This window comes from Variovorax xiamenensis (genome assembly GCF_050916385.1).
In the GTDB taxonomy this organism is placed as follows: Bacteria; Pseudomonadota; Gammaproteobacteria; order Burkholderiales; family Burkholderiaceae_C; genus Variovorax.
On sequence record NZ_CP139038.1, the window covers coordinates 6,012,740 to 6,038,309 of the forward strand.

The following is a 25,570-nucleotide window of genomic DNA, read 5'->3' on the forward strand; positions in this document are numbered from 1 at the left end:
CGCAGTTGTCCGGCGGCTCTTCCGCGCCGAAGGCCTCGGACAGCTGGAGCGGCCGCATGTCGCTGCGCATCGAGAGCGAGCCGGTGCAGACCTTCGCGGCGCTGTTCGAGTTGCGCGGCTCGGCCGAGGCCGGTGACCTCACGCTCACGACGCCCATCGGCAGCACCCTGGCTCAACTGCACTGGGCGCCGGGCGAAGCACTGCTGAAAGACGGCAACCGGACACGCCGCTTCGACTCGGTCGACGAATTGATCGAGGCGGCTACCGGCGCGGCAATTCCGGTCGGCGCGCTGTTCGGCTGGCTGGCGGGCCGCAACGAGCCTGTGCCCGGCTGGAAGCCTGATCTTGCGCAACTCGGCACTGGGCGACTGAGCGCCGTGCGCGAATCGCCGAGCCCGCGGGCCGACCTGCGCATCGTGTTCGAGCGGTCATGAAGGCGATCTACGACCTCCCCGCGCCGGCCAAGCTCAACCTATTTCTTCACATCACCGGCCGGCGCGACGACGGCTACCACCTGTTGCAGTCGGTGTTCATGCTGATCGACTGGTGCGACACGCTGCACGTCGAGTTGCGGCGCGACGGGCAGCTCAGCCGCGAGGACCTGACGACCGAGTTGCCTGTGGATGACCTGATCCTGCGTGCTGCGCGTGCGCTTCAACCTTTCGCAGCCCCTGGACAGGGCGCCCACATCGGCGTCGCCAAGCATGTACCGGCACAGGCTGGCATGGGCGGAGGCTCGTCGGATGCCGCCACCTGCCTGCTCGCGCTGAATCGCCTCTGGGGACTGAATCTGCCTCTGTCGCGGCTGGCCCACATCGGCCTGAAGCTGGGTGCCGACGTGCCTTTCTTCCTCGGCGGCCGCAATGCGTGGGTGGAAGGCATCGGGGAGGAAATCACACCGGTTACACTCCCATCCGCGCGTTTCGCGGTGGTCAAACCACCCGAGGGGCTCGATACCCGATTAATTTTTTCGGCCTCGGACCTTCAACGTGCCACGCCTGTTGCTATAATCTCAGGCTTTGCTGCAGACAGCGAATTGTCTGAAGCGACAAACTTGGGAAACCGGGTTTTCGACTTCGGCCACAACGACCTGCAGCCGGTTGCCCAGCGACTTTGTCCCGCGGTCACCGATGCCATCGAATGGCTCGGCACCCAAGGATTGAAGGCCCGGATGACCGGCTCCGGAAGCTCGGTGTTCGCGATGCTGCCGCAATCGCCGCAGGAAGCGGAACTGCTCGAAGCCCCCGAAGGCTGGCAGGTTCGCAAATGCAGCAATCTGGAAGTTCATCCACTCTGGGGATGGGCAACCTGAAGATGATCGGATCGTTCATTCGGTTCGATGCGACATATATCGGTTGATGGCGAAAGCCGTCGACCCGTGTAGGGGAGTCGCCAAGCTGGTTAAGGCACTGGATTTTGATTCCAGCATGCAAAGGTTCGAATCCTTTCTCCCCTGCCAAATCTTCACGACTGCGGCCCGATGGCCGCAGTCTTCATTTGCAGCCCACCCGCTGCAATAATCGGCGGCTCACCGGCCGCCACGCATACGAACCTTTTGGCGGCTTCCTAAGCCCACTTGCACTGCCGGGACGCGCTCATGCAGGCTAATCACCCTGATTTCATGGTTTTCACCGGCAACGCCAATCCGGGCCTTGCTGCAGAAATCGCGCACAACCTCGGCACTTCGCTGGGCGCCGCTCGCGTCGGCCGCTTCTCCGACGGCGAAGTCACCGTCGAGATCAACCAGAACGTCCGGGCGCGCGACGTGTTCGTGGTGCAGTCGACCTGCGCACCCACGAACGAAAACCTGATGGAACTGCTGATCATGGTCGACGCGCTCAAGCGCGCATCGGCCGAACGCATCAGCGCCGTGATCCCCTACTTCGGCTATGCCCGCCAGGACCGCCGCCCGCGCTCGAGCCGCGTGCCGATCTCGGCCAAGGTCGTGGCCAACCTGCTGGAAACCGTCGGTGTCGAGCGCGTGCTCACGATGGACCTGCACGCCGACCAGATCCAGGGCTTCTTCGACATTCCAGTTGACAACATCTACGCCTCGCCGGTGCTGCTCGGCGACCTGCGCGCCAAGAACTACGAAGACCTGATCGTGGTCTCGCCCGACGTGGGCGGCGTGGTCCGCGCCCGTGCGCTGGCCAAGCAACTGAACTGCGACCTCGCCATCATCGACAAGCGCCGCCCGAAGGCCAACGTCAGCGAAGTCATGAACGTGATCGGCGAGATCGACGGCCGCAACTGCGTGATCATGGACGACATGATCGACACCGCCGGCACGCTGGTCAAAGCAGCCGAGGTGCTGAAGGAGCGCGGCGCCAAGAGCGTGTACGCCTACTGCACGCACCCGATCTTCTCGGGCCCGGCCATCGAGCGCATCACCCAGGGTTCGGCCCTCGACGAAGTGGTCGTGACCAACACCATCCCCCTTTCCGACGGCGCCAACGCCTGCGGAAAGATCCGCCAGCTCTCCGTGGCGCCGCTGATCGCCGAAACGATCCAGCGCATTGCCAAGGGCGAGTCGGTGATGAGTTTGTTCTCGGATCAGGACAACCTGTTCTGACCGAGGCATGAAGCGGGCCTCCTCTGCAGGAGGCCTTTTTGAACCGGAGTCGCACTGGTCGCGGTGGACTCTTACAGGAGCTAGTTATGAAATTCGTCGCTTTTGAGCGCGCAAAGCAGGGCACGGGTGCGAGCCGCCGTCTCCGCATCACGGGCAAGACCCCCGGCATCGTCTACGGCGGTGGCGCCGAGCCCCAACTGATCGAGATCGATCACAACGCGCTGTGGCACGCCCTGAAGAAGGAAGCCTTCCACTCCAGCGTTCTCGAGATGGAACTGGCCGGCAACGTCAGCAAGGTTCTGCTGCGTGACGTGCAATACCACCCCTTCCGCCAGCTGGTGCAACACATCGACTTCCAGCGCGTGGACGCCAAGACCCGCATGACCCTGAAGGTGCCCGTGCACTTCAAGGGCGAGGAAGAGTCCGAAGCCGTCAAGCTCGACCACAACCTGGTCAACCACGTCACGACCGAACTGGAAGTGAACTGCCTGCCGACCGACCTGCCCGAGTTCATCGAAGTCGACCTGTCGGGCCTGAAGAAGAACGGCACCGTCACGCTGAAGGACATCAAGCTGCCCCGCGGCGTGAAGTGGGTCAGCCACGGCAAGGCCAACCCGGTGCTGGCTTCGGCCGTGACGCCGGCTGCCGAAGAAGAAGCTCCCGCCGAAGGCGCAGCAGCTGCCGACGCAGCCGCCGCTCCGGCCGGCAAGGGTGGCAAGGCCGCGGCCAAGACGCCCGCTGCCAAGGCACCTGCCAAGAAGTAATCCGCTTCTTCGCATTCGTTGCTTCTCGAAGGCCCGCCTCGTGCGGGCCTTCTGCTTTTCCGGCGACCGGATAATCCACGACCATGATCAAGCTGTTTGTCGGCCTCGGAAACCCGGGCCCCGAGTACGAAGCCACGCGGCACAACGCCGGCTTCTGGTGGATCGACGCCCTTGCGCGCGAATGGAAGCTCAATCTCGTGCCCGAGCGCAGCTACCACGGCCTCGCCGCGCGCACGAGCATCGGCGGCCAGAGCATCTGGCTGCTGGAGCCGCAGACCTTCATGAACCTGTCGGGCAAGTCGGTGGCCGCTCTCGCCCGCTTCTTCAAGATCGCGCCCGAGGAAATCCTCGTCGTGCACGACGAGCTCGACGTGGTCCCGGGCCAGGTCAAGCTGAAGTTCGGCGGCAGCCATGCCGGTCACAACGGGCTGCGCGACATCCACGCCCAGCTGGGCACCGGCGACTACTGGCGGCTGCGCCTGGGCATCGGGCACCCCGGCGTGAAGTCGGAGGTCGTCAACTGGGTGCTCAAGAAGCCGCTCAAGGAACAACGCGAAGCGATCGAGGACGCCATCACCCGCACGCTGCACGCGATCCCCGCGCTGGTGGCGGGCGAGATGGAGAAGGCGACCCTGGTCATTCACACGAGCAAACCGCCCCGGCCCAAGCCGCCGCGGAGGGAGCCCGGCGAAGGGGGCACGCCTGCCGCCACCTAGCCGGCCATTGAAAGTGCAGGGAGGGAGAGAAATAAAAAATGAGCGAAAAGAAGAAAGAGAAAGAGGAAAGCAGGAAGACGGCTTCGAAGGCCGCGACAGCTATATTTTCAATAGCACTCGGCATCTGCTCAGCGGGCGCGTCCGCCCAAGGGGCAGGCACCTGGCGATGCGGCAACGCCTATTCCGACAGGCCCTGCGAGGGCGGCAGCACGGTGAAGGTGGACGATCGCCGCAGCGACGAAGACCGCCGCGCCGCCGATGCCGGCACCCGCAGCGCGCAAACCCAGGCCGACCGCATGGAGCGCAACCGCCTGTCGCTCGAGAAAGCGGCTTACGACCGCGACCAGCGGGCCGCGCGCGAGGCAAGAAGCGCCGCCCTGGCGGAAAAAAAGCTCGCCATGGCCGAACAGAAGGAACGGGACCGCGCACGCAAGGAGGCCAGTACGCCCCGCAAATCCAGCATGAGCTTCAACAGCGGTCCGAGCGCGAAGGCGGCCGGCGGAGAAGCACCGGAGCGCAAGAAAAAGAAGCGGAAATCGGCCGATTGAGCGACCGGTAGGCTGACTAGGCGCCGCTCGGAGCGGCCGCCACCTTGATCGCCGTGAGGCGCTGGTACTTCTGCATCAGCGTCTCGCGGCTTTCCACATGCTCGGGGTTCACGGGAATGCAGGCCACCGGGCAGATCTGCACGCACTGCGGCTCATCGAAATGGCCCACGCACTCGGTGCACTTGTGCGGATCGATCTCGTAGAACTCCGCGCCCATGTAGATCGCGTCGTTCGGGCACTCGGGCTCGCAGACATCGCAATTGATGCATTCGTCGGTGATCATGAGGGCCATGCCCCCGATTATCGCGGCTCCGGGTGAGCGCGCCGCCGATGAATGACAAAGGCCACATTCACGGCACATTTGTTGCGGGAGTCAGTTATGCTGCGCCCCGCCCCATGAGTCTGTTCCTAGTCAAGCGCCTCGCCACGCTGATCGGCACCCTGATCGGCGCCTCGGTCATCGTCTTCCTCGTGCTGGAGATCCTGCCCGGCAACGCCGCGCAGATGCTCATGGGCCCCGACGCCTCGCCCGAGGCGGTCGCCGCCCTGGCCACCAAGCTCGGCCTCGACCAGCCCGCCTGGACCCGTTACTGGCACTGGATCGGCGGCCTGCTCACCGGCAACCTCGGCGACAGCTACGCCTACAGCTCCCCGGTGCTCGACCTGATCCTCGAACGCCTCGCGCTCACCGTGCCGCTGGCCGTGCTGGCCATGGCACTGACTGTCGTGATCGCGCTGCTGGTCGGCGTCACTGCCGCGGCCCGCCACAACAAGCTCGGCGACGTCGGCCTAATGGGCATGGCCCAGGTCGGCATCGCCATCCCGAACTTCTGGTTCGCCATCCTGCTGATCCTGGTGTTCTCGGTACAGCTGCAGTGGTTCTCCGCCGGCGGCTTCGAAGGCTGGGGCGAGGGCATCTTCGCGGGGATCAAGTCGCTGCTGCTGCCGGCGCTGTCTCTGGCGGTGGTGCAGGCGGCGATCCTCGCACGCATCACGCGCTCGGCGGTGCTCGAGGTGATGCGCGAAGACTTCGTGCGCACCGCGCGCGCCAAGGGCGTGTCGCAGCGCATGGTGCTTTGGACGCACGTGCTGCGCAACGCGATGATCCCGGTCATCACGGTGATGGGCATGCAGTTCTCCGAGCTGCTGGCAGGCACGATCGTGGTGGAGAACGTGTTCTATCTTCCCGGCCTGGGCCGGCTGATCTTCCAGGCCATCAGCAACCGCGACCTGATCGTGGTGCGCAACTGCGTGATGCTGCTGGCGGCCATGGTGGTCATCGTGAACTTCGTGGTCGACGTGCTCTACGCCGTCATCGACCCGCGCATCAAGGCCAGCGACATATGAGCGCCGCAGCAGTTCCGAGCGCCGCCGCGCTCCAGGTGCCGGGCTTCTGGCGCCGCGCATTGCATCACCGCAGCTTCGTCATCGGCGGCACGCTCACGCTGCTCCTGCTGCTGGCCGCCGCTGTTTCGCTGGTGTGGACGCCTTGGTCCCCCTACGAGATGGACATGGCCAACAAGCTGAAGCCGCCGACGGGCTCGCACTGGCTGGGCACCGACACGTACGGCCGCGACGTGGCCTCGCTGCTGCTGGTGGGAGCGCGCGCATCCATCCTGGTCGGCGTGATCGCGGTCGGCATCGGCCTCGTGGTCGGCACAGCGCTCGGCCTGCTCGCGGCAGCGAAACGCGGCTGGGTGGAAGAGGCCATCATGCGGCTCACCGATTTCTCGCTGGCCTTCCCCGCCATCCTCTCGGCCATCATGATGACGGCCGTGTTCGGCGCGGGCATCGTCAACGCGATCATCGCGATCGGCATCTACAACATCCCGACCTTCGCGCGCATCACGCGCGCATCGGCCAACGCGATCTGGTCGCGCGAGTACGTCGCCGCTGCGCGTGCCTGCGGCAAGGGCAGCTTCGCGATCACCATGCAGCACGTGCTGCCGAACATCTCGGCCGTGCTGATCGTTCAGATCACCATCCGCTTCGCCATCGCCATCCTTGCCGAGGCCGCCCTCTCCTACCTTGGCCTCGGCACGCAACCGCCGCAGCCCTCGTGGGGCCGCATGCTCAGCGAGGCCCAGACGATGATGTTCCAGGCGCCCCTGCTTGCGGTGTTCCCCGGCATGGCCATCGCCTTCGCGGTGCTGGGCCTGAACCTGCTCGGCGATGGCCTGCGCGACCTGCTCGACCCCCGACTCGCACGGGCGAGGTAAGCAAGATGCCCCTGCTCGAAGTCAAGGACCTCCATATCGGCCTGCAGACGCAGCGCGGCCCCGCCGAGGCGGTGCGCGGCATCGACTTCACGCTGGAGCGCGGCGAAACGCTGGGCATCGTCGGCGAATCGGGCTGCGGCAAGTCGATCACCGTGATGTCGCTCATGGGCCTGCTGCCCTCCACCGCGAAGGTCGGTGGCAGCATCCGCTTCGACGGCACCGAACTCGTCGGCCTGCCCGAGAAGCAGATGTGCCAGATCCGCGGCAACCGCATCGGCATGATCTTCCAGGAGCCGATGACGGCCCTGAACCCGGTGCACACCATCGCGCGCCAGGTCGGTGAGCCGCTGCGGCTGCATCGCGGCCTCTCGAAGGCCGATGCACGCAAGGAAGTGCTCGCGCTGCTGGAGCGCGTGGGCATTCCCGATGCGGCCTCGCGCCTCGACGCGTACCCCCACCAGTTCTCGGGCGGCCAGCGCCAGCGCATCGGCATCGCCATGGCGCTCGCATGCGGGCCCGACCTGCTGATCGCCGACGAACCCACCACCGCGCTCGACGTCACCATCCAGAAGCAGATCCTCGAGCTGATCCAGAGCCTCGTGGCCGAGCGCGGCATGGCGCTGATCCTGATCTCGCACGACCTCGGCGTGATCGCGCAGACGGTCTCGAAGATGCTCGTGATGTACGGCGGCAGCGTGGTCGAGAGCGGCCCCACCGAGGCAGTGTTCGCACGGCGCGCCCATCCGTACACGCAGGGCCTTTTCGCCGCGCGCCCGGTCATCGGCGCGCCGCGCGGCGTGCGGCTGGCCACCATCAAGGGCAGCGTGCCCGAGCTGGTCGACCTGCCGAAGGGCTGCCCCTTCGCGGGACGATGCAGCTACTCGGTCGATGCCTGCATGACCACGCGGCCACCGGCCACGATGCTGCCGCATGACCATGCGGTGCGCTGCATCCGGCTCGAGGAGATCGCCGCGGAAGGAGCCATCGCCCCATGAGCGAGACCACCAACGCTTCTGCGCCACTGCTGCGGGTCACCGATCTCGTGCGCCACTATGCGCTGCCGCGCGAGAAGCTGTTCGGGCCGCCGCCGACCGTGAAGGCACTCAACGGCGTGAGCTTCGAAGTGCAGGCCGGCCAGAGCGTGGGCATCGTCGGTGAATCGGGCTCGGGCAAGTCGACCATCGCGCGCCTCGTAATGGCGCTCGACACGCCCACCTCGGGCACCGTCTCGCTCGAAGGCCGCAACCTGCATGCACTATCGAAGGAAGAGCTGCGCGTGGCGCGGCGCGACTTCCAGATGGTGTTCCAGGACCCCTACGGCTCGCTCGATCCGCGCCAGACCGTCGCGCGCATCGTCGCCGAACCCTTGGAAGCACTAGCCGCAACGAGCCGTGCCGAACAACGTGAACGCGCCAGCGAAACGCTCGCGGCAGTAGGTCTGCGAACCACCGACCTCGACAAGTACCCACACGAATTCTCCGGCGGCCAGCGCCAGCGCATCGCCATCGCGCGCGCCCTCATCACGCGCCCCAAGCTCATCGTGGCCGACGAACCCGTCAGCGCGCTCGACGTCTCGGTGCAGGCCCAGGTGCTCAACCTGATGCAGGACCTGCAGCAGCAGTTCGGCATCAGCTACCTGCTCATCAGCCACGACCTCGCGGTGGTCAACCATCTCTGCGACAACGTGTGCGTGGTGTGGAAAGGCAGGATCGTCGAACAGGGCGCCCCCGCCGAGCTTTTCCGGCATGCGCAGCACGAGTACACGCGCACGCTGCTCGATGCGGTGCCGCGCACGCCCGCCGGCGGCACGCTGCTGCCCACCTGAGCTGACACCTGACATCGAAGCGTCGCCCCGCGTCCTTAGGATGAGTGGGTCATAAGCATCTGGTTGCGCACGCGCGCGCCGTCGCGGATGATGCCTGCCCCCTGTTCCGAGGACACCGCTTCATGCTCAAACGACGCACCCTGCTCGCCACCGGCGCCGCAGCCCTGACCCCGCTGGCCCTGCCGAAGCTCGCGCTGGCACAGAAGAAAAAGGATGCGCTGGTCATCGGCCTCACGCTCGAGCCCACGGGCCTGGACCCCACGGCCAAGGCCGGCGCCGAGATCGCCGAGGTGGTGCTCTACACCGTCTTCGAGACCCTCACCAAGATCAACTCCGACGGCAGCGTCACGCCGCTGCTGGCCGAAAGCTGGGAAGTCTCGCCCGACCTCAAGACGCTCACCTTCAAGCTCAGGCGCGGCGTGAAGTTCCAGAACGGCGAGCCCTTCAACGCGCAGAGCGTGAAGTTCTCGTTCGACCGCGCGGCCGCCGCCAACAGCACCAACAAGGACAAGCGCACCTTCACCAACATCGCGACGCAGGTGGTCGACGACTACACGGTGGTGCTCATCACCAAGGAGATCGAGCCCGACCTGCTGTTCCTGCTCGGCCAGGCCTCGGCCATCATCGTCGAGCCCAAGACGGTGGAGACCAACGCGACCAAGCCGGTCGGCACCGGCCCCTACAGGCTCGACAACTGGGCCAAGGGCTCGAGCATCGTGCTCGCCAAGTGGGACGGCTGGCGCAATGCCGACGCGGTGCAGATCCGCAAGGCCAGCTTCCGCTTCATCTCCGAGCCGGCAGCCCAGACCACCGCGCTGCTCTCGGGCGACGTCGACTTGTTCCCGCACGCATCGGTGTCGCGCAGCCTGCCGCAGTTCCAGAACGACAAGCGCTTCCAGGTGGTGTTCAACGCGTCGCGCGGCAAGACCATCCTCGCCATCAACAACAGGCGCAAGCCGCTGGACGACGTGCGCGTGCGCCGTGCCATCTCGGCAGCCATCGACCGCAAGGCGGTGATCGAGGCCGCCATCGACGGCCGGGGCGTTCCCATCGGCAGCCACTACGTGCCCGGCGCGCCGGGGTACGTCGACACCACCGGCATCAACCCCTACGACGTGGAGAAGGCGAAGAAGCTGCTGGCCGAAGCAGGCGTGAAGACGCCGCTCGAACTCGAACTCGTGCTGCCGCCCCCGCCCTACGCACGCCAGGGCGGCGAGCTCATTGCCGCGCAGCTCGCCAAGGTGGGCATCGTCGCGAAGATCCAGAACGTCGAGTGGGCGCAATGGATCAGCGGCACCTACGGCAACAAGAACTACGACCTCTCGCTGATCCTGCACGTCGAGCCCTTCGACCTGGTGAACTACACCAAGCCGGAGTACTACTGGGGCTACCAGTCGCCGAAGTTCAACGAGATCTTCGAGAAGGCGCGCAACGCGGCGCGGCCGGCCGATCGCCTGCGCTACCTGGGCGACGCGCAGCGGCTGCTGGCGGAGGACGCGGCCAACGTCTTCCTGTTCCAGCCGCAGTTCATCACCGTGGCCGGGCGCAACCTGCGCGGGCTGTGGAAGGACGCGCCGATCTTCGTGAACGACATCGCGGCCCTGTCCTGGGCCTGAGCGGGGCACCGCCGCCTACGGGAACGTCCCGAGGAAAAACCGGCCCGAGGCCCGCGCACCGGCGCGCCCGCTGCGAGAGAATGACCGGCCGTGCACGTGGCATCTTTCGTGCTGCGTGCCGTGTCTTTCGCGGCGTCGCGCCTCCCTTCGGGGCACGGCGTGCGCCGGAGCAGTCGTCCGCCATTCGAACCTGGCTTGTTTTTCCGGAGATCACACGTATGTTGAACCGTCGCACCCTCCTTACCACCGCCGGCGCCACCGTGGCGCTGGCCAGCCCGCTCGCCGGCATGGCGCAGGGCAGGAAGGACGCCATCGTGATCGGCATGGCGCTCGAGCCGCCGGGGCTCGACCCGACCACCGGCGCCGCGGCCGCCATCGCCGAGGTGGTGCACTACAACATCCTGGAGACGCTCACCAAGATCAACGCCGACGGCAGCGTCACGCCGCTGCTGGCCGAGAGCTGGGAGATCTCGCCCGACCTCAAGACCTACACCTTCAAGCTGCGCCGCGGCGTGAAGTACCAGAACGGCGAGCCCTTCAACGCGGCGGCCGTCAAGTTCTCGTTCGACCGCGCCGGCGGCGAGAAGAGCACCAACAAGGACAAGCGCACCTTCGCCAACCTCGCGACCCAGGTGGTGGACGACTACACGGTGGTCGTCATCAACAAGGAGATCGACCCCGACCTGCCCTTCGTGCTGGGCCAGGCCACTGCGGTGATCGTCGAGCCCAAGAGCGCCGAGGGCAACGCCACCAAGCCGGTCGGCACCGGCCCCTACAAGCTCGACAACTGGGCCAAGGGCTCGTCGATCACGCTGAGCAAGTGGGACGGCTTCCGCAGCCCCGCCACCGCGAAGATCAACAAGGTCACCTTCCGCTTCATCTCCGACACGGCCGCGCAGGCCGCGGCCATGCTCTCGGGCGACATCGACGTGTTCCCGCGCATCGGCACGCGCGTGGTGCCGCAGTTCAAGATGAACCCGCAGTTCCAGGTGATCCTGGCGGGCTCGCGCGCCAAGACCATCCTGTCGATCAACAATCGCAAGAAGCCGCTGGACGACGTGCGCGTGCGCCGCGCCATCCTCGCGGCCATCGACCGCAAGGCCGTGATCGAAGGCGCGGCCGACGGCTTCGGCGTGCCCATCGGCAGCCACTACGTGCCGGGCGCCGCGGGCTATGTCGACACGACGGGCATCAACCCCTTCGACGTGGAGAAGGCCAAGAAGCTGCTGGCCGAGGCCGGCGTGAAGACGCCGCTCGAACTCACCATGACGTTGCCGCCGCCGCCCTATGCGCGCCAGGGCGGCGAGGTGATCGTGGCCGAACTCGCCAAGATCGGCATCACGGTGAAGGTGCAGAACGTGGAATGGGCCCAGTGGCTCAGCGGCACCTACGGCAACAAGGACTACGACCTGTCGATCGTCTCGCACGTGGAGCCCTTCGACCTCGGCAACTACGCCAAGTCGGACTACTACTGGGGCTACCAGTCGAAGGCCTTCAACACGCTGTTCGACAAGATCAAGACCACCGCGAGCGCCACCGAGCGCAACAAGCTGCTGGGCGACGCGCAGAAGATGCTGGCCACCGATGCGGCCAACGGCTTCCTGTACCAGCCGCAGTTCCCGACGGTCGCGAAGAAGAACGTCAAGGGTCTCTGGAAGGAAAACCCGATCTTCGTGAACGACCTCTCCGCACTCTCGTGGAGCTGAACGACCTTTCCGCGCAGGAGCTCGCGGCCGCCTACCGCGACCGCAAGCTCTCGCCGGTGGAGGTCACGCAGGCCGTCATCGCGCAGGTCGAGCGCTGGGAGCCGTACCTGCAGGCCACGTGGCTCTTCAGGCCCGAGGCCGCGCTCGAGCAGGCGCGCGCTTCGGAGGCGCGCTGGCAGCGCGGCGATGCGAAAGGCCCGCTGGACGGCGTGCCGGCCACCATCAAGGAAAACATCGCGACGCGCGGCGACCCGATGCCGGCAGGCACCGCCGCCGTCGACCTGAAGCCCGCGGCAGCAGATGCACCGCCCGCGGCGCGCCTGAGAGAAGCCGGCGCGGTGATCGTGAGCAAGACCACGATGCCGGACTACGGCATGCTGTCCTCGGGGCTGTCGAGCTTTCACACGCTGGCTCGCAACCCATGGGACCTGAGCCTGACGCCGGGCGGTTCCAGCGCGGGAGCCGGCGCGGCGGCAGCGGCGGGCTACGGCCCCCTGCACCTGGGCACCGACATCGGCGGCTCGCTGCGCCTGCCCGCGAGCTGGTGCGGCATCTTCACGCTCAAGCCGAGCCTCGGGCGCATTCCGATCGATCCGCCCTACATGGGCCGCGCGGCAGGGCCGATGACGCGCACCGTGGGCGACGCCGCGCTGCTGATGCAGGCGCTGTCGAAGCCCGATGCGCGCGACAGCATGAGCCTGCCGCCGCAGGACATCGACTGGGCCGGCTTCGACGTGGCGCCGGACCATCTGCGCGGACTGCGCTTCGGGCTGCTGCTCGACGCCGGTTGCGGGCTGGCGGTGGAGCCCGAGATCCAGGCGGCGGTCGAACAGGCTGCGCGCCTGCTCGAGAAAGCCGGCGCCATCATCGAACCGATGCAGCCCTTCATGTCGCAGGCGATGCTCGACGGCATGGACCACTTCTGGCGCATGCGCTCGCTGGTGGACATGAAGAGCCTGCGCGCCGACCAGCGCTCCAAGGTGCTGCCCTACATCCGCGAATGGGCCGAGAGCGCGGCGGAGTTCAGCGGCGAGCACGTGTTCCGCGGCTTCAGCCAGTTCCATGCGACGCGCGTGGCCGCCGTGAGCGCCTGCGCTCGCTTCGACTACGTGATCTCGCCGGTATCGCCGAACATGCCGGCGGCGGCCGAGGCGCCCTCGCCCACCAACGACCCGCTGCGGCCGCTGGAGCACATCGGCTTCACGGTGCCGTTCAACATGTCGGAGCAGCCCGCGGCCTCGGTGAACTGCGGCTACTCGGCCCCGGGCTTGCCGATCGGGCTGCAGATTGCCGGCCAGCGGTTCGACGACCTCGGAGTGCTGCGCGTTGCACGCGCCTTCGAGCAGATCCGTGAGCCGCAGCGCCCCTGGCCATTACCGCCCGGGCGCTGACCGGGAACCTCAGAAATCTCAGGTCGCCGCGTACCGCCCCGGCTTGTGGTTGATCCAGAGAAAAAGCCCCATCACCACTGCCGCCAGCACCGACCAGCCGACCCGCTGCGGCGGGATCACGAACAGGGCGAGCAGGACCACCGTGCAGTCGATGCCGATCTGCACCTTGCCGGCGGGCCATCCGCGCTTTTCCTGCAGATAGAGCGTCAGCACGGTCGCGCCGCCCAGGCTGGCGCGATGGCGGGCAAGGAACAGGCAGCCGGTGCCCAGCAGCAGCCCGCCGAGCACGGCCGCGAAGGCCGGGTGCAGCGAATCGATCGACAGGTAGCGTGGCGCCCAGTCGGTCATCACCGAGAGCAGCGCGATCGCCGAGAAGGTCTTCATCGTGAACGCCCGCCCCATGTGGCGCCATGCGAACCAGTAGAACGGCAGGTTGACCAGGAAGAAAAGCCTTCCGAAGCTCACCCCGGTGGCGTAGTGCAGCAGGAACGCGATGCCGGCGGTGCCGCCCGTGAGCAGGCCCGCCTGGCCGAAAAGCATCATGGCGATGGCGACGAACAGGGTGCCCGAAAAGATCGCCTGCGCGTCGTCGAAACGGGAGTGGCGTAGCCAATCCGGTGGTGTGGTGGGGGGTGGCGCTTCCATGGCGCCCTTGACGCAAATCTCGCGCCACCCCGGCAGCGGCTCACACCAGATGGGTGGCCAACAGTTCGCGGGCCCGGGTCACGAATGCGGTTTCTCCCCGGCGGCCGGGCAGGAACTCGAAGGTGACGCGCGGCAGCGCCGGCAACCCGTGCGGGGTGGCCAGCCGTACCACGCCGTCGCCGATGGCCGACTCGTTGAGACAGGCCACGCCCAGCCCCGCGGCCAGCGCCGACTGCAGCCCCGCCACGCCCGAGGCCACGTGCGCCAGCGCATAGGGCACGTGCCGTCGCCGCAGCAGCGCCACCGTGAACTGGTGCAGCGAGCAGGTGTCGGGCAATGCCAGCAGCCGTACCGTCTCGCCGCGCACGAGCCGCATGCCCGCCGCGCCCATCCACACCAGCGACTCGCGGCGGATCACCGACGCCCGCGGCTGGGCGGCGGAGACACCGGCGATGTTCATGCCCACCGCCACGTCGAAGTCGCCGCGCGCATACGCGGCGCGCAACTCGTCGCTCTTCAGGATGGCGACGTGCAGCCGCACTTGCGGATAGCTCTCGCCGAGCCGCCCCAGCAGCCGCGTCAGGTCGCCCGGGCGGAAGTAGTCGGTGACGGCAAGGCGCAGCTCGCCTTGCAGCGTCTCGCCGTGCAGGTCGCGGAATGCCTCGTCGCTCAATGCCAGGATGCGCCGCGCATAGCCCAGCAGCCGCACGCCCGCCTCGGTGGGCGAGACGCCCGCCTTGCTGCGCGTGAGCAGCGACTGACCCGCCCGCCCCTCCAGCTTGCGGATCTGCTCGCTCACCGACGACTGCGAGAGGAAGACGCGCGGCGCGGCCGCCGTGAGGCTGCCCGCGTCGACGACGGCAGCCAGCGTGCGCAATTGCTCCAGGTCGAATCCCTGCATGGTTCATCCATCCGTTTATCCGATGGAACTCATCATATCTTCCCGCTTTTCCGATGACCAGGAGGCTCCCACAATCACCCCATCGACAACCCATTCATCCAAGGAGTCAGCCATGCCCCACATCGTCGTCCACCTCTCCGGCCAACCCGACGCCGACCTCACCCGCAAGACCGTCGACGCTGTCGCCGAACTCACGCAGAGCGTGCTCGGCAAGCAACTGCCGGTGATCGCCATCACCGTGCAGTACATCGCCGCCGACGCCTGGTTCATCGGCGGACAGTCGCTGGCCTCGCTGGGCAAGTCGGCCTTCCACCTCGACATCAGCATCACCGACGAGACCAACACCAAGGCCGAGAAGGCGCGCTACCTGCGCGAGGTGCATGCGGCCATGGCGAAGATCAGGCCGGACCTGCACGAGGTGTCGTACATCCACGTGATCGACGCGCGCGGCGCGGCCTACGGCTACGGTGGCAAGACTCAGGAGTACCGCCATCAACAAGCCGGGGTCTGAGCCGCGTCGTTGAAGCATCCCCGGGGGCATGGCACCATGCCGCCATGCCCTCCGGAAAATCTTCCGCCGACAGCCTCGGCAACCCGCTCACCCTCGACGATGCCGCCAGCCTGCCGCTGGTCGACGACTTCGTCATGGGCTTCATCTCCAGCGAGGCCCGCGCGGTCAATTTGCTCGCGGCCGCCGAAGCCGATGCGAGCCCCATCGTGCAGGCCTACTGCGCCACGCTGCACCTGTTCGCCGAATCGCGCGAGGCCGTGGCCAATGCGCGGCCGTTCCTTGCGAAGGCCCGCGCCGGAGCCTCGCGCGCAACGCCGCGCGAGCAGCGCTACATCGCGGCCGTCGAGGCATGGGCCGACGGCGACATCGCCCGCGCCATCGCACTGCACGCCGAGCAGGCGCGCGAGCATCCGCGCGACCTGGTGTCGGTCAAGCTCGGCCAGTACCACTGCTTCAACACCGGCGACTGTCCCGGCATGCTGAAGCTCGCGCTGGCGGTGCTGCCGCACGCGGCCGACGTGCCCTACGTGCACGGCATGGCGGCCTTCGGCTACGAGCAGTGCCACCTGATGCGAGAGGCCGAGGCGAGCGCGCGCTGCGCCATCGCGATGTGCCGCAAGGAGCCGTGGGCACACCATGCGCTGGCGCACGTGATGCTCACCGAGGGCCGGCTCGCCGAAGGGCTGGCGTTCATGGAAAGCGTGAGCGACACCTGGATCGGCCTCAACTCATTCATGGTCACGCACAACTGGTGGCACATGGCGCTGTTCCTGATCGACCTCGGCCGCGACGCCGAAGCGCTCGCGGTGTACGACGAGCACGCCTGGGGCGTGGTGAAGGACTACTCGCAGGACCAGATCGGCGCCGTTTCGCTGCTCGCGCGGCTGGAGCTTGCCGGCATCGACGTGGGCCGGCGCTGGGACGACGTGGCCGACCATCTGCGGCAGCGCCAGGCCGACCACGTGCTGCCCTTTCTCGACCTGCAGTACCTCTACGGACTGGCACGCGCCGGGCGTCCCGAAACCGAAGTGCTGCTGTGCAACATCGTGGCCTTCGCGCCGAACGCGCCGGCATCGACCCGCGCGGCATGGCAGCGCGTCTGCGTGCCGGCCGCGCACGGGCTGGTGGCGTACGCACAGGGCAATCTTCCGGCGGCCATCGAAGGCCTGGGCACGGCGTTGCCGCGCATGATCGAGATCGGCGGCAGCCACGCGCAGCGCGACCTGTTCGAGCAGGTGTACCTCGATGCGCTGGTGCGCAGCGGCACGGAGTCTTCGCTGTCGGCTGCCCAGGGCATCCTGCAACAGCAGCTCAACGGACAGCCCGAGTCGCTGCGCCTGCGCCGGCAGACGGCCGCGGTCTATGCCCGGCTCGGCCTCGGACAGCTGACCGGGGGAACCGCTGCGCACGCCTGACGCCTGAACAGGCCCGCGCAGGCCCGCGTAGTTGGAGGCAGCCCATGCCTTCAGGTCATGGGGCATGGTGCAAAAGGAATTGGCGACTGCATGCGAGCGGCTCCTAGACTGGTCGCTCCCTTCAGACACCACGCCCTCGCGGGCAGGCCTTCCATGCACAAGTCGCTCGTCACGCTGGCCGTTCTCTCGGCCCTCGCGCCCTTCTCTCCCGTCCTTCATGCCGCCGATGGCGCCCCGGTCGCGCTCGACCTGCTGCTGCGCGGCGGCACCGTCTACACGGGCGACTCGGATGCGCCGGTGGTCGGCGACGTGGGCATCGCGGGCGACCGGATCGTGTTCGCGGGCAAGGCGGCACCGGCGCAGTTCGCCGCGAAGCGCGTGATCGACGCCACGGGCATGGTGGTCGCGCCCGGCTTCATCGACGCGCACACGCATGCCGACGCCGACCTGCACTCCAACGACGCGAAGCGTCGGCTGAACATTCCCTTCGTCACGCAGGGCGTGACCACCGCGGTGATCGGCAACGACGGCTTCGGCGGCTTCGACATCGCGGCGCAGGCACAGAAGCTGCGCGCCGCGCCGGTGGGCACCAACGTGGCCATGTACGTGGGCTTCGGCCCGGTGCGCATGAGCGAGCTGGGCGAGGCCAACCGGGCACCGACGCCCGAACAGCTCGAGGCGATGAAGAAGCGCGTGAGCCAGGGCATGTGCGAAGGCGCGCTGGGCCTGTCGACGGGGCTCTTCTACACGCCGCAGAACTTCTCGAAGACCGAGGAGGTCATCGAGCTCGCGAAGGTGGCGGCGCGGCATGGCGGCCTTTACGACAGCCACATCCGCGACGAGTCCATGTACAACATCGGCCTGAAGGGCTCCATCGACGAGGTGATCCGCATCGGCCACGAAGCGAAGCTGCCGGTGCACGTGGCGCACATCAAGGCGCTGGGCGTCGACGTGCAGGGCCAGAGCGGCGACATCATCAGGCGCATCGAGAAGGAACGCGCGGGCGGGCTGGACATCACGGCAGACCACTATCCGTGGACCGCGTCGAGCACGCGCTTCTCGGCCGCGCTGTTGCCGCCCTGGGCCAATGAAGGCGGCCGCGCGGCAACGCTGCAGCGCTTCGACGACGCCTCGCAGCAGGAGCGCCTGCGCAAGGACATGCGCGAGAACCTGCGGCTGCGCGGCGGCCCCGAGGCCATCCTGTTCTCGGCCGGCAGCACGAAGTACGTGGGCAAGACGCTGGCCGACGTGGCGAAGGCGTCGAACGCCGGCCCGGTGGACGCCGCCATCGCGGTGCTGCGCGACGGCGACCTGATGATCGCCTCCTTCAACCAGAGCGACGACGACGTGCGCGCCTTCATGAAGCGGCCGTGGGTCATGACCTCGTCCGACTCCTCGCTGGGCCATCCGCGCGCCTACGGCACCTTCGCGCGCAAGTACGACCAGTACGTGGTGAAGGAGCACACGATCTCGCTGGCGCAGTTCATCCGCAGCAGCTCGTCGCTCACGGCCGACACGCTGGGGCTGAAGCAGCGCGGGCATCTGCGCCCGGGCTACTACGCGGACGTGGTGGTGTTCGATCCGGCGCGCTATGCGGCGAAGGCCACCTACACGCAGCCCGCGCTGCTGTCGGAAGGCGTGACCACGGTGCTGGTGAACGGGCAGCTCGCTGTGGACGGCGGCAAGCCCACGGGCGTGGGCGCCGGCCAGCCGCTGCTGCGCACGCCGAAGGCGGGTAGCTGCGGCTGAGACTGCTGCCTCAGTCCTTGTTCTTCAGGTGCCGCGTCTGGTCGTAGGTCGGCTGCGGCGGCAGGTCGGCCAGGTGGCGTGTGTCGGCCCACTCGACGATCTCGATGTCGTCGGGCCGCTGCGGATCGGCGATGCGGATGCGGTTGAAGCCCGCGTTGGGAATCTCGCTGCGGCGCGGCCCGCTCAGGCTCAGGCCCCTGGCGGTGCGCCACACCATGTCGAGCACGCCGCCGTGCGTGACGACGATCAGGTGCTGGCCCCGGTGCTCCGAGGCGATGCCGCCCAGCGCCGCGACGATGCGCGCGTGGAACTCGCGCGGCGTCTCGCCTTCGGGCATGGCGTGGTCTTCGCGGAACTCCAGCCATTCCTCCCAGGCGCGGGGGTGCAGGCTCTGGATCTCGTCGGAGCGCATGCCCTCGACCACGCCGAAGAACTGCTCGCGCAGCGCCGCCGAAGTGGCCACAGGCAGCGAAAGCTGCTGGGCACCGGGCGCGGCGGTCTGCTGCGCGCGCATGAGGTCGCTGCTCAGGATGTGCCGCACGGCGGTCTCGCTGGCCAGCCGCAGGCCGAGGCGGCGGGCCTGCTCGTGGCCCATGTCGTTGAGCGGCACATCGGCGTGCCCCTGGAAGCGGAGTTCGCGGTTCCAGGCGGTCTCGCCGTGGCGGATGAGGATCAGGTCGGTGGTGGTGTCGGGCTTGGGCGTTGGCATTGCCGCCCATTTTCCACCGTGCGCGTGACGCTCAGGCGTTTGTCCCCACTGCCTGTTGCACCACCGCCACCGCGGCATCGACGCCGGGCGCCGCGCCCAGTCGCATCGGCGACGGCGTGAGCAGCGCCAGCACCCAGGCGATCACCACGCCGCCGACGATGGCGCAGACCACAACCACGGCGGTGTAGGCGATGGCCTTGTCTGGCGGGCACTTCATGAGCACAGGCAGCCCGGTGTAGAGCAGGTAGACGCCATAGAGCGCCGCCAGCGCGCCAAGCGCCGACAGCGAAGGCAGCAGGCTGAAGACGCCGCCGACGAAGGCCGCCGTGCTCGCATAGGCCGAGAGCTTGAGCGCGCCGATCTGGCTCCTGGTGCCTTCGAAGGTGGGCGCCATCGCGTCGATGATGAGCGCGAGCACGAACACCATCACCAGCGACAGCACGTAGCCCACGACCATGTTCGCGAGCCCCGAGGCCAGCGGCACGCGAAAGTTCACGCCGAAGGCGCCGATGCCGATGAGCGACAGGCCGATGAAGCTGGCCACCGCGGGAATCAGCGCGAGGATCATCACGTAGTTCTTGTAGAGCGATGCGGCGTCGGCCGGCTCCGAGTCGATCTCGGGCCAGGTGGCCTTCGGCTTGAGCAGGATGGCTTGGACGCGTTCGACCAGGTTCATTGCGGGGTTCCTCGGCATGGGCTTTCGAGTATGTCGGCAGCAGTGCGAGATGGCTGCTGGCCATGAGGCCTATGCCGTGACCTGAGTCGCTGCGCCGCGGGCCGCAATCGCGCAGAATCCGTGCCCATGCCCAATCTGATCCTGCTGCCCGGCCTCGCCTGCGACGAGCGCATCTGGGAAGCCCAGCTGCCCGTCCTTCCCTCCGCCTTCGGCGCGCGCGTGAGCGACGTCCAGCGGCACAACGACACCATCGAGGGCATGGCCGCAGCCGTGCTGCGCGACAACGAGGGCCCGCTGGTGCTGTGCGGCGCCTCGATGGGCGGCATGGTCGCCATGGAGGCGGCCCGCCAGGCGCCCGGGCGCATCGCCGGGCTCGCGCTGCTCGGCACCAGCGCCCGGCCCGAGACGCCCGACATGTTCACGCTGCGCGAAGGCGCCATCGAGTACTTCGAGCGCGGCGAGCTGCGCGACGTGATCGAGCCGAACGTCTACTTCGCCTTTCACCCAACGCAGGCCGCCGACGAGGCGCTGGTGCAGCGCTACCTCGACATCGTGCTCGGCGCCGGCGCGCAGCAGCTCATCAGCCAGAACCGCGCAGTGATGCGCCGGCCCGACGCCCGCCTGCACCTCGCGTCGGTGCGCGCGCCCGTGCTGCTGGTGTGCGGCAACGAGGACAGGCTCGCACCGCCCGAATGCACGACCGAGATGGCGGCGCTGCTGCCGCAGGCCGAAGTGGTGTGGGTGCCCGACTGCGGCCACATGCTGACGATGGAGAAGCCCGACATCGTCAATGCCGCGCTCAACCGCTGGCTGGCCAAGAACTTCCCCGCCTGAGCCTGAACTCTCGCGGCCGCTCAGTGCAGCTGGCCGCCGGTCTCGGTGATGTCGTGCTCCACAGCGAGCGAGGTGGTCACCGCGATGCGCAAGGCCTTGACCATGGTTTCCAGCGACATGCTGGGCGCCCCCGGAAAGCGCGCCGCCTGCTCCGGCAGGTAGGGAATGTGGATGAAGCCGCCGCGCAGCCCCGCCACCGGATGCGTCGCGATGCGGTGCATCAGCCCGTAGAAGATGTGGTTGCACACGAAGGTGCCCGCGCTGTTCGACACCGAGGCCGGCACGCCGGCCGCGCGCAGCTCGCGCACCATGGCCTTGATCGGCAGCGTCGAGAAATACGCGGCGGGCGCGCCGGGCACCACCGGCACGTCGATGGGCTCCCGGCCCTTGTTGTCCGCCGTTCGGGCGTCGTCGATGTTGATGGCGACGCGCTCCGGCGTGAACTCCGTGCGCCCGCCGGCCTGGCCGATGCACAGCACCAGCTGCGGCCGGAGCTCGTCCATGGCGGCGAGCAGCGCGTCGATGGCATCGCCGAAGACGCAGGGGACCAGTCGCGCATGGACCGTCGCGCGCCCCACCTTCCAGCCGTCCAGCGAGCGCACCGCGTCCCACGAGGGGTTGAGCACCTCCTGCTCGAAGGGCTCGAAGCCGGTGAGCAGAACGCGCAGCGGCGGCTTCGATGATGGGGAAGGCGGCGGCGGTGCTTTGGTTTTCCTGGTCATGGCGATGTCCGGCAGTATCCCGAAAGGTACTTCCCGGAAGGTACTGCAAGACGCCGGCCGCCGCGCCTCCCGCTTTCTCTTCCTACTTCTTCGGCGCCAGGTCGAGCGGGTTGGCCGGCAGGTCGGTGCGCACGGGCTCAGGCTTCTGCTCGACCTTGCAGTCCTGGTCCCTGAACGGGCCAGCCACCCGGACCCAGTCGGGGCTGATCGGGTTCTGCGAGCACAGGACCTTGCCGCTTTCCTTGTTCTTCAGCAGATAGAAGCCGCCGCTGGGCTGGGCCAGCGCGGCGCCGCCGGCGGCCAGGCTGGCGAGGACAGCAGCGTGAAGCGCTTGTTTCATCATGTTCATGCTCCTGATTCGATTAGGGGGCCGGCGCCGCCACGAGGCTGTTCGCCAGCGCGATCACCAGGTTGCGGGCCTGCGCCACGATGGAGTCGCGTCGGCCCTCGAAGGTTGCGTCGGTGATCTTCCCGTCGCTGCCGCTGCCGAAGGCCGTCATGACGGGCGTGTGGATGTGCCCGGCCGGAATGGTGAGCTTGAAGGTGTCGCGCATCAGGGTGTTGCGATAGGCGCTGGCATTGGACAGGTAGTTGCCGCCGCCGCCCGTCAGCGCGCAGTTGGTTTCCAGCGGATTCGGCGGAGCCACCAGCGCCGCGGCGGCGACCGCGTCGGAGTAGTTCTTGTACGCCACGGTGAAATCCACCCCCGGCGCGCTGAATGCGTCGATCGCCGCCTGCACCGCCGCCTGGGCCTTGTCGTAGGCCGAAGCCGCATCCGAGGCCGCCTTCGTGCAGGGGCCCACGGTGTACGGGTCGTGGCGCACCACTGCCCAGCCGCCGGTCTGGCCGGTGTCGGTGTTGAGGATGCCCGCGCCGGTGTTGGCATCGATCAGCTTCTGGAACGGCAGGGTCGCGACCGTGAACTGCGGCGATGCGTCGCGTTGCCACGGCTTGGCCGAATAGCCCAGCCAGCGCTCGGGCGGGAAGATGTCGCACTCCAGCGAAGAGGGGAATCCTCCGGCGTCGGAGCACGGCGGGTTCAGGTTGTCGTTGCCCGGGAAGGCGGCGTAGTGGTAGCGGCCGTTGTAGTGCTCCAGGTCGAACTCGCCCCCGCCCTGGCTCATGCTCACGGACGCATCGACCCGCTTGGAGCCGGGCTTGAACCAGGGCCCCAGCGCGTCTTCCTGCATGCCGGCGATGAACGGGCCGTAGTTGACCGGCAGGATGAAGGTGCGGATGACCGCGGTGGTGCCGTCGGCCAAGGGCACGGTATTGCCGTCCAGCGACAGGATGGTCGCGCCGGACGGGTTGCCGATGCGGATGGAGAGGTTGCCGTTCGTGCCCGCCGCGCCCAGGGTGAACGGATCGAAGCCGCTCACGAGGATGCGCTTGTATTTCGGCCCCTCGGGAAAGTCGATGGCGTACTGGCCGCGCGAGGCCTTCTCGAACTCGACCTGCAGGGCCGCGCGCTGGTCGTCGGTCAGCGCGAAGTCGGGCTTCCACTGGCGCAGCGCCAGCGTCATGGTGAGGCGGGCCCAGTAGAGCATGCGGTCGTCGCTCCTGGGCAGGCTGCCTTGCACGACACGCCCCTGCACGCGGTCGAGTGCCGCCTGCCAGAGCTTCTGGCCCTCGGTGTGCAGCAGGGTCACGGCATCGCCGTAGGTCGAGGCGCCGGCCAGGCCGTTGCTGCACAGCTTCGCGGCGAAGTCGGGGCCGAACCTGTCGAAGCCGCTGGCCTGCAGCAGCTGCTGCGAGAAGCTCAGGGCGTCGCTGGCCGACAGCTTGTTGGGCAGGCGCTGTTCCTCGTAGGAGGCCTGCACGGTCGTATCCATGGCGCACCTGGCCTGGATCGCCGGCGGTGCGGGCGCCGGTGCCGGTGGAGCCGGCGGTGCCGCAGCGGGTGCCGGCCCGCCGGCGGCTGCGGCCGCTGCCGCCGCGGCGATGGCCGCCAACGTTGCCGGATCGGCGCCGCCTCCTCCTCCACCGCCTCCGCAACTCGCCAGTACCAGCGTGCAGACGCCAAGTGCGGCGCCGGTCTTCAGCTGCCTTGTGATGGTCGTGCGTTTCATCGTTCCCTTTTCCTGCTGAGGTGACTTGAAGCCCGCGGTGCGCACCCCGCCCTTGGCACGACTTCTGCGAAGCCGGCAGGAATCGACGGCGGCAAGAAGACGCCATCGCGGGGGCGGGTTGCACCTCTGTTTCGGTGTGACGGCTTTATGAAAACATGCGCCCCCGAGAGCTGTCGAACGAGTTTTTGTTGAACAAATTGATAACAAAAACTCAACAAGCACCGTAACCAGGGAAGAGATTCACCAATGAACACCCGCTTTCTCGAGACGCTGGTCATGCTCGACCGGCTCAAGAGCTTTCGCCAGACGGCGCAGGTCCTGTGCACCACCCAGGCGGCGGTGTCCAAGCGCATAGAGGCGCTGGAGGAAGAGCTGGGCGTTTCGCTCGTCGACCGCTCGCAGCGCGCGCTCAAGCTCACCATCATCGGAGAGCAGGTGGTCAGCCAGGCCGAGCAGATGCTCGTGCTGGAGCGCCAGCTCAAGCTCTCGGTCCACCCCGACGCGCCACCCTCGGGCCGGGTGCGCATCGGCGTCATCGAGACGGTGGTCCACACCTGGCTCACGCAGCTGATCCAGGCCTTGAGCGAGCGGCTGCCGGCCATCGAGCCCGACATCACGGTCGACACGGCCTACAACCTGCGCGAGCAGTTCCGCCAGCGCAGGTTCGACCTGCTGATCCAGAACGACGACATGACCGAGGCGGCCGGCGACGGCGACATGGCCGTCGCGCCGCTGTGCCGCTTTCCGATGCAGTGGATCGCGCGCCCCGCGATGCTGCCGAAGGAGCGCGACCTGCTGCTGGAAGACCTGGAGCGGGTGCCGGTGCTCACCTTCTCGCGCACCTCGGGGCCCAGGGCGCACGTGCGGGCGCTGTTCGCCGGCCGTGCCGCGGAGCCGCGCGTGTGCAGCTTTCCCTCGGTGCAGTCGATCATCCAGCTGACCAAGGGCGGCTTCGGCGTGGCGGCGATACCGCCGATCTTCGTGCGCGACGAGCTGGGCGCCGGCTACCTTGAAGTGCGCGAGGGCCCCGAGCTGCCGCCGATGACGATCACCGTGGCCCACCTGCGCGACACCGCCCCGGCCGCGAACGCGGTCGCCGGGCTGACGCGCGCCATCGTGGGCGAGTACTGCGCCGAAGCGGGAGAAAGCTGGGTCAGCAACCTGACCGCCTGACGATGCCCGTCATGACGACGGGCATCTGGCCCGGTCAGGCGCGCACGGCGATGCCCTCGGCCTCCAGCCGCTCGCGGATGCGGCGCGCGAAGGCCAGCGCGTGGGCGCCGTCGCCGTGCAGGCAGACGGTCTGCGCATTGACAGGCACGACGCTGCCGTCGATGGCGGTCACGCGGCGATCGCGCACGAGCGAGAGGGTCTGCGCGAGGGACTGCTCCTCGCTCTCGATCAGCGCGCCAGGCTGGCTGCGCGGCACGAGGCTGCCGTCGGGCATGTAGCCGCGGTCGGCGAACACTTCCTCCACGGGTTCGAGGCCGGCGCGGCGGGCCGCGTCGATCATGTTGCTGCCAGCGAGGCCGAAGAACTTGAGCGAGGGATCGAAGCGGCGCACGGCCTCGCACAGCGCGTCGGCCAGTTCGGGCTCCTTCACGGCCTGGTTGTAGAGCTGGCCATGGGCCTTCACGTGGGAAAGCCTGCCGCCCTCGGCCTTCACGATGGCCGCGAGCGCGCCCACCTGGTAGAGCACGTTGGCGACGATCTCCTCGGGCGGCAGGTGCATGGTGCTGCGGCCGAAGTTCTCGCGGTCGGGGAAACTGGGATGCGCGCCGATGGCCACGCCGTTTCGCATCGCCCAGCGCACGCACTGCTGCATGGTCTTCGCGTCGCCGGCGTGCCAGCCGCAGGCGATGTTGGCGGAGCTCACCAGCGCGAGCAGCGCTTCGTCGTTGCCGGCGCCTTCGCCGAGGTCGGCATTGAGGTCGATCTGCATGGTGGGGCGTCCTTTCTTTCTCTCGCTGTCTGTCCGCTCC

General features: G+C 67.9%; 27 protein-coding genes and 1 tRNA gene. 19 read left to right on the top strand and 9 right to left on the bottom strand.

Translation table 11 applies throughout. The annotated features are described in order from the left end of the window. Window positions 1-56: 56 nt before the first annotated feature. The 7 genes from SFB74_RS27505 to SFB74_RS27535 all read left to right on the top strand — a co-directional run bounded on the left by SFB74_RS27505 (window position 57) and on the right by SFB74_RS27535 (window position 4,600). Window positions 57-434 carry a lipoprotein insertase outer membrane protein LolB gene (locus tag SFB74_RS27505; RefSeq protein ID WP_432727581.1) on the top strand — a complete coding sequence of 126 codons (378 nt, stop codon included), beginning with the start codon at window positions 57-59 and terminating at the stop codon, window positions 432-434. Beyond that, the gene (ispE, locus tag SFB74_RS27510; RefSeq protein WP_432727583.1) at window positions 431-1,312 is read left to right on the top strand and encodes a 4-(cytidine 5'-diphospho)-2-C-methyl-D-erythritol kinase; all 882 of its coding nucleotides are present in this window, start codon (window positions 431-433) and stop codon (window positions 1,310-1,312) included. The genes SFB74_RS27505 and ispE overlap by 4 nt, the downstream gene beginning before the upstream one ends. A 70-nt stretch (window positions 1,313-1,382) precedes the next feature. Next, window positions 1,383-1,459 (top strand) — tRNA-Gln (locus SFB74_RS27515). Between the two features lie 138 nt (window positions 1,460-1,597). After that, a complete protein-coding gene (locus SFB74_RS27520) occupies window positions 1,598-2,572 on the top strand; it encodes a ribose-phosphate pyrophosphokinase (protein ID WP_081269883.1) in 975 nt (324 codons plus the stop codon). Between the two features lie 86 nt (window positions 2,573-2,658). Further along, window positions 2,659-3,336, top strand: a complete 678-nt coding sequence (locus SFB74_RS27525) for a 50S ribosomal protein L25/general stress protein Ctc (protein ID WP_432727584.1) — start codon at window positions 2,659-2,661, stop codon at window positions 3,334-3,336. Window positions 3,337-3,419: 83 nt separating this feature from the next. Then, window positions 3,420-4,052: an aminoacyl-tRNA hydrolase gene (gene pth / locus SFB74_RS27530; protein ID WP_184640656.1), complete on the top strand. Its 633-nt coding sequence runs from the start codon at window positions 3,420-3,422 to the stop codon at window positions 4,050-4,052. A 38-nt stretch (window positions 4,053-4,090) separates the two neighbouring features. Beyond that, on the top strand, window positions 4,091-4,600 hold the full coding sequence (locus SFB74_RS27535) for a hypothetical protein (RefSeq protein WP_432727586.1): 510 nt from the start codon (window positions 4,091-4,093) through the stop codon (window positions 4,598-4,600). Between the two features lie 16 nt (window positions 4,601-4,616). Here SFB74_RS27535 and SFB74_RS27540 read toward each other — a convergent pair whose 3' ends face one another. Then, on the bottom strand, window positions 4,617-4,892 hold the full coding sequence (locus SFB74_RS27540; protein ID WP_432727587.1) for a YfhL family 4Fe-4S dicluster ferredoxin: 276 nt from the start codon (window positions 4,890-4,892) through the stop codon (window positions 4,617-4,619). A gap of 104 nt (window positions 4,893-4,996) precedes the next feature. Between SFB74_RS27540 and SFB74_RS27545 the strand changes: the two genes are divergently transcribed. The 7 genes from SFB74_RS27545 (at window position 4,997) to SFB74_RS27575 (ending at window position 13,357) form a co-directional block, all read left to right on the top strand. Continuing rightward, window positions 4,997-5,947 carry an ABC transporter permease gene (locus SFB74_RS27545; RefSeq protein ID WP_418129569.1) on the top strand — a complete coding sequence of 317 codons (951 nt, stop codon included), beginning with the start codon at window positions 4,997-4,999 and terminating at the stop codon, window positions 5,945-5,947. Next, window positions 5,944-6,819 carry an ABC transporter permease gene (locus SFB74_RS27550; protein WP_432727588.1) on the top strand — a complete coding sequence of 292 codons (876 nt, stop codon included), beginning with the start codon at window positions 5,944-5,946 and terminating at the stop codon, window positions 6,817-6,819. Before SFB74_RS27545 ends, SFB74_RS27550 begins: the two co-directional genes overlap by 4 nt. 5 nt (window positions 6,820-6,824) lie before the next feature. Beyond that, on the top strand, window positions 6,825-7,814 hold the full coding sequence (locus SFB74_RS27555; protein ID WP_432727589.1) for an ABC transporter ATP-binding protein: 990 nt from the start codon (window positions 6,825-6,827) through the stop codon (window positions 7,812-7,814). Beyond that, window positions 7,811-8,644: an ATP-binding cassette domain-containing protein gene (locus tag SFB74_RS27560; RefSeq protein WP_432727590.1), complete on the top strand. Its 834-nt coding sequence runs from the start codon at window positions 7,811-7,813 to the stop codon at window positions 8,642-8,644. The genes SFB74_RS27555 and SFB74_RS27560 overlap by 4 nt, the downstream gene beginning before the upstream one ends. A gap of 122 nt (window positions 8,645-8,766) precedes the next feature. Continuing rightward, window positions 8,767-10,260 carry an ABC transporter substrate-binding protein gene (locus SFB74_RS27565; RefSeq protein WP_432727591.1) on the top strand — a complete coding sequence of 498 codons (1,494 nt, stop codon included), beginning with the start codon at window positions 8,767-8,769 and terminating at the stop codon, window positions 10,258-10,260. 218 nt (window positions 10,261-10,478) lie between these two features. After that, complete coding sequence (locus SFB74_RS27570; RefSeq protein ID WP_432727592.1) at window positions 10,479-11,966, top strand: ABC transporter substrate-binding protein; 1,488 nt, start codon at window positions 10,479-10,481, stop codon at window positions 11,964-11,966. Continuing rightward, window positions 11,957-13,357: an amidase gene (locus SFB74_RS27575; RefSeq protein WP_432727594.1), complete on the top strand. Its 1,401-nt coding sequence runs from the start codon at window positions 11,957-11,959 to the stop codon at window positions 13,355-13,357. The genes SFB74_RS27570 and SFB74_RS27575 overlap by 10 nt, the downstream gene beginning before the upstream one ends. Before the next feature lie 18 nt (window positions 13,358-13,375). Here SFB74_RS27575 and SFB74_RS27580 read toward each other — a convergent pair whose 3' ends face one another. Together SFB74_RS27580 and SFB74_RS27585 are read right to left on the bottom strand one after the other, a co-directional pair. Further along, complete coding sequence (locus SFB74_RS27580; protein WP_432727595.1) at window positions 13,376-14,002, bottom strand: YitT family protein; 627 nt, start codon at window positions 14,000-14,002, stop codon at window positions 13,376-13,378. 40 nt (window positions 14,003-14,042) lie between these two features. Further along, window positions 14,043-14,903 carry a LysR family transcriptional regulator gene (locus SFB74_RS27585; protein ID WP_432727596.1) on the bottom strand — a complete coding sequence of 287 codons (861 nt, stop codon included), beginning with the start codon at window positions 14,901-14,903 and terminating at the stop codon, window positions 14,043-14,045. A 112-nt stretch (window positions 14,904-15,015) separates the two neighbouring features. Here SFB74_RS27585 and SFB74_RS27590 point away from each other — a divergent pair, with 112 nt between their 5' ends. The 3 genes from SFB74_RS27590 to SFB74_RS27600 all read left to right on the top strand — a co-directional run bounded on the left by SFB74_RS27590 (window position 15,016) and on the right by SFB74_RS27600 (window position 18,578). Further along, entirely contained in the window at window positions 15,016-15,414 is a 399-nt protein-coding gene (locus SFB74_RS27590; protein ID WP_432727598.1) for a tautomerase family protein, read from the top strand. Window positions 15,415-15,458: 44 nt separating this feature from the next. Further along, complete coding sequence (locus tag SFB74_RS27595) at window positions 15,459-16,829, top strand: tetratricopeptide repeat protein (RefSeq protein ID WP_432727599.1); 1,371 nt, start codon at window positions 15,459-15,461, stop codon at window positions 16,827-16,829. 153 nt (window positions 16,830-16,982) lie between these two features. Continuing rightward, window positions 16,983-18,578 (top strand): N-acyl-D-amino-acid deacylase family protein, encoded by a 1,596-nt coding sequence (locus SFB74_RS27600; RefSeq protein WP_432727600.1) that lies wholly within the window; start codon window positions 16,983-16,985, stop codon window positions 18,576-18,578. A gap of 10 nt (window positions 18,579-18,588) precedes the next feature. On the opposite strand, the gene SFB74_RS27605 is transcribed toward SFB74_RS27600, so the two are convergent. Both SFB74_RS27605 and SFB74_RS27610 read right to left on the bottom strand, forming a co-directional pair. Then, a complete protein-coding gene (locus tag SFB74_RS27605; protein ID WP_432727601.1) occupies window positions 18,589-19,287 on the bottom strand; it encodes a histidine phosphatase family protein in 699 nt (232 codons plus the stop codon). 31 nt (window positions 19,288-19,318) lie between these two features. After that, on the bottom strand, window positions 19,319-19,963 hold the full coding sequence (locus SFB74_RS27610; protein ID WP_432727602.1) for a Yip1 family protein: 645 nt from the start codon (window positions 19,961-19,963) through the stop codon (window positions 19,319-19,321). A gap of 126 nt (window positions 19,964-20,089) precedes the next feature. Between SFB74_RS27610 and SFB74_RS27615 the strand changes: the two genes are divergently transcribed. After that, the gene (locus SFB74_RS27615) at window positions 20,090-20,797 is read left to right on the top strand and encodes an alpha/beta fold hydrolase (protein ID WP_432727603.1); all 708 of its coding nucleotides are present in this window, start codon (window positions 20,090-20,092) and stop codon (window positions 20,795-20,797) included. Window positions 20,798-20,817: 20 nt separating this feature from the next. Here the strand turns inward: SFB74_RS27615 and pcp are convergent, their stop codons facing one another. The 3 genes from pcp to SFB74_RS27630 form a co-directional block, all read right to left on the bottom strand. After that, a complete protein-coding gene (gene pcp, locus SFB74_RS27620; RefSeq protein ID WP_432727604.1) occupies window positions 20,818-21,519 on the bottom strand; it encodes a pyroglutamyl-peptidase I in 702 nt (233 codons plus the stop codon). 82 nt (window positions 21,520-21,601) lie between these two features. Then, the gene (locus SFB74_RS27625) at window positions 21,602-21,862 is read right to left on the bottom strand and encodes a hypothetical protein (RefSeq protein ID WP_432727605.1); all 261 of its coding nucleotides are present in this window, start codon (window positions 21,860-21,862) and stop codon (window positions 21,602-21,604) included. 19 nt (window positions 21,863-21,881) lie between these two features. Then, window positions 21,882-23,588 carry a hypothetical protein gene (locus SFB74_RS27630; protein ID WP_432727607.1) on the bottom strand — a complete coding sequence of 569 codons (1,707 nt, stop codon included), beginning with the start codon at window positions 23,586-23,588 and terminating at the stop codon, window positions 21,882-21,884. Between the two features lie 246 nt (window positions 23,589-23,834). Between SFB74_RS27630 and SFB74_RS27635 the strand changes: the two genes are divergently transcribed. Continuing rightward, complete coding sequence (locus tag SFB74_RS27635; RefSeq protein WP_432727608.1) at window positions 23,835-24,761, top strand: LysR family transcriptional regulator; 927 nt, start codon at window positions 23,835-23,837, stop codon at window positions 24,759-24,761. Window positions 24,762-24,795: 34 nt separating this feature from the next. Here SFB74_RS27635 and pxpA read toward each other — a convergent pair whose 3' ends face one another. Further along, window positions 24,796-25,530 carry a 5-oxoprolinase subunit PxpA gene (pxpA, locus tag SFB74_RS27640; RefSeq protein ID WP_019658575.1) on the bottom strand — a complete coding sequence of 245 codons (735 nt, stop codon included), beginning with the start codon at window positions 25,528-25,530 and terminating at the stop codon, window positions 24,796-24,798. Window positions 25,531-25,570 lie beyond the last annotated feature (40 nt).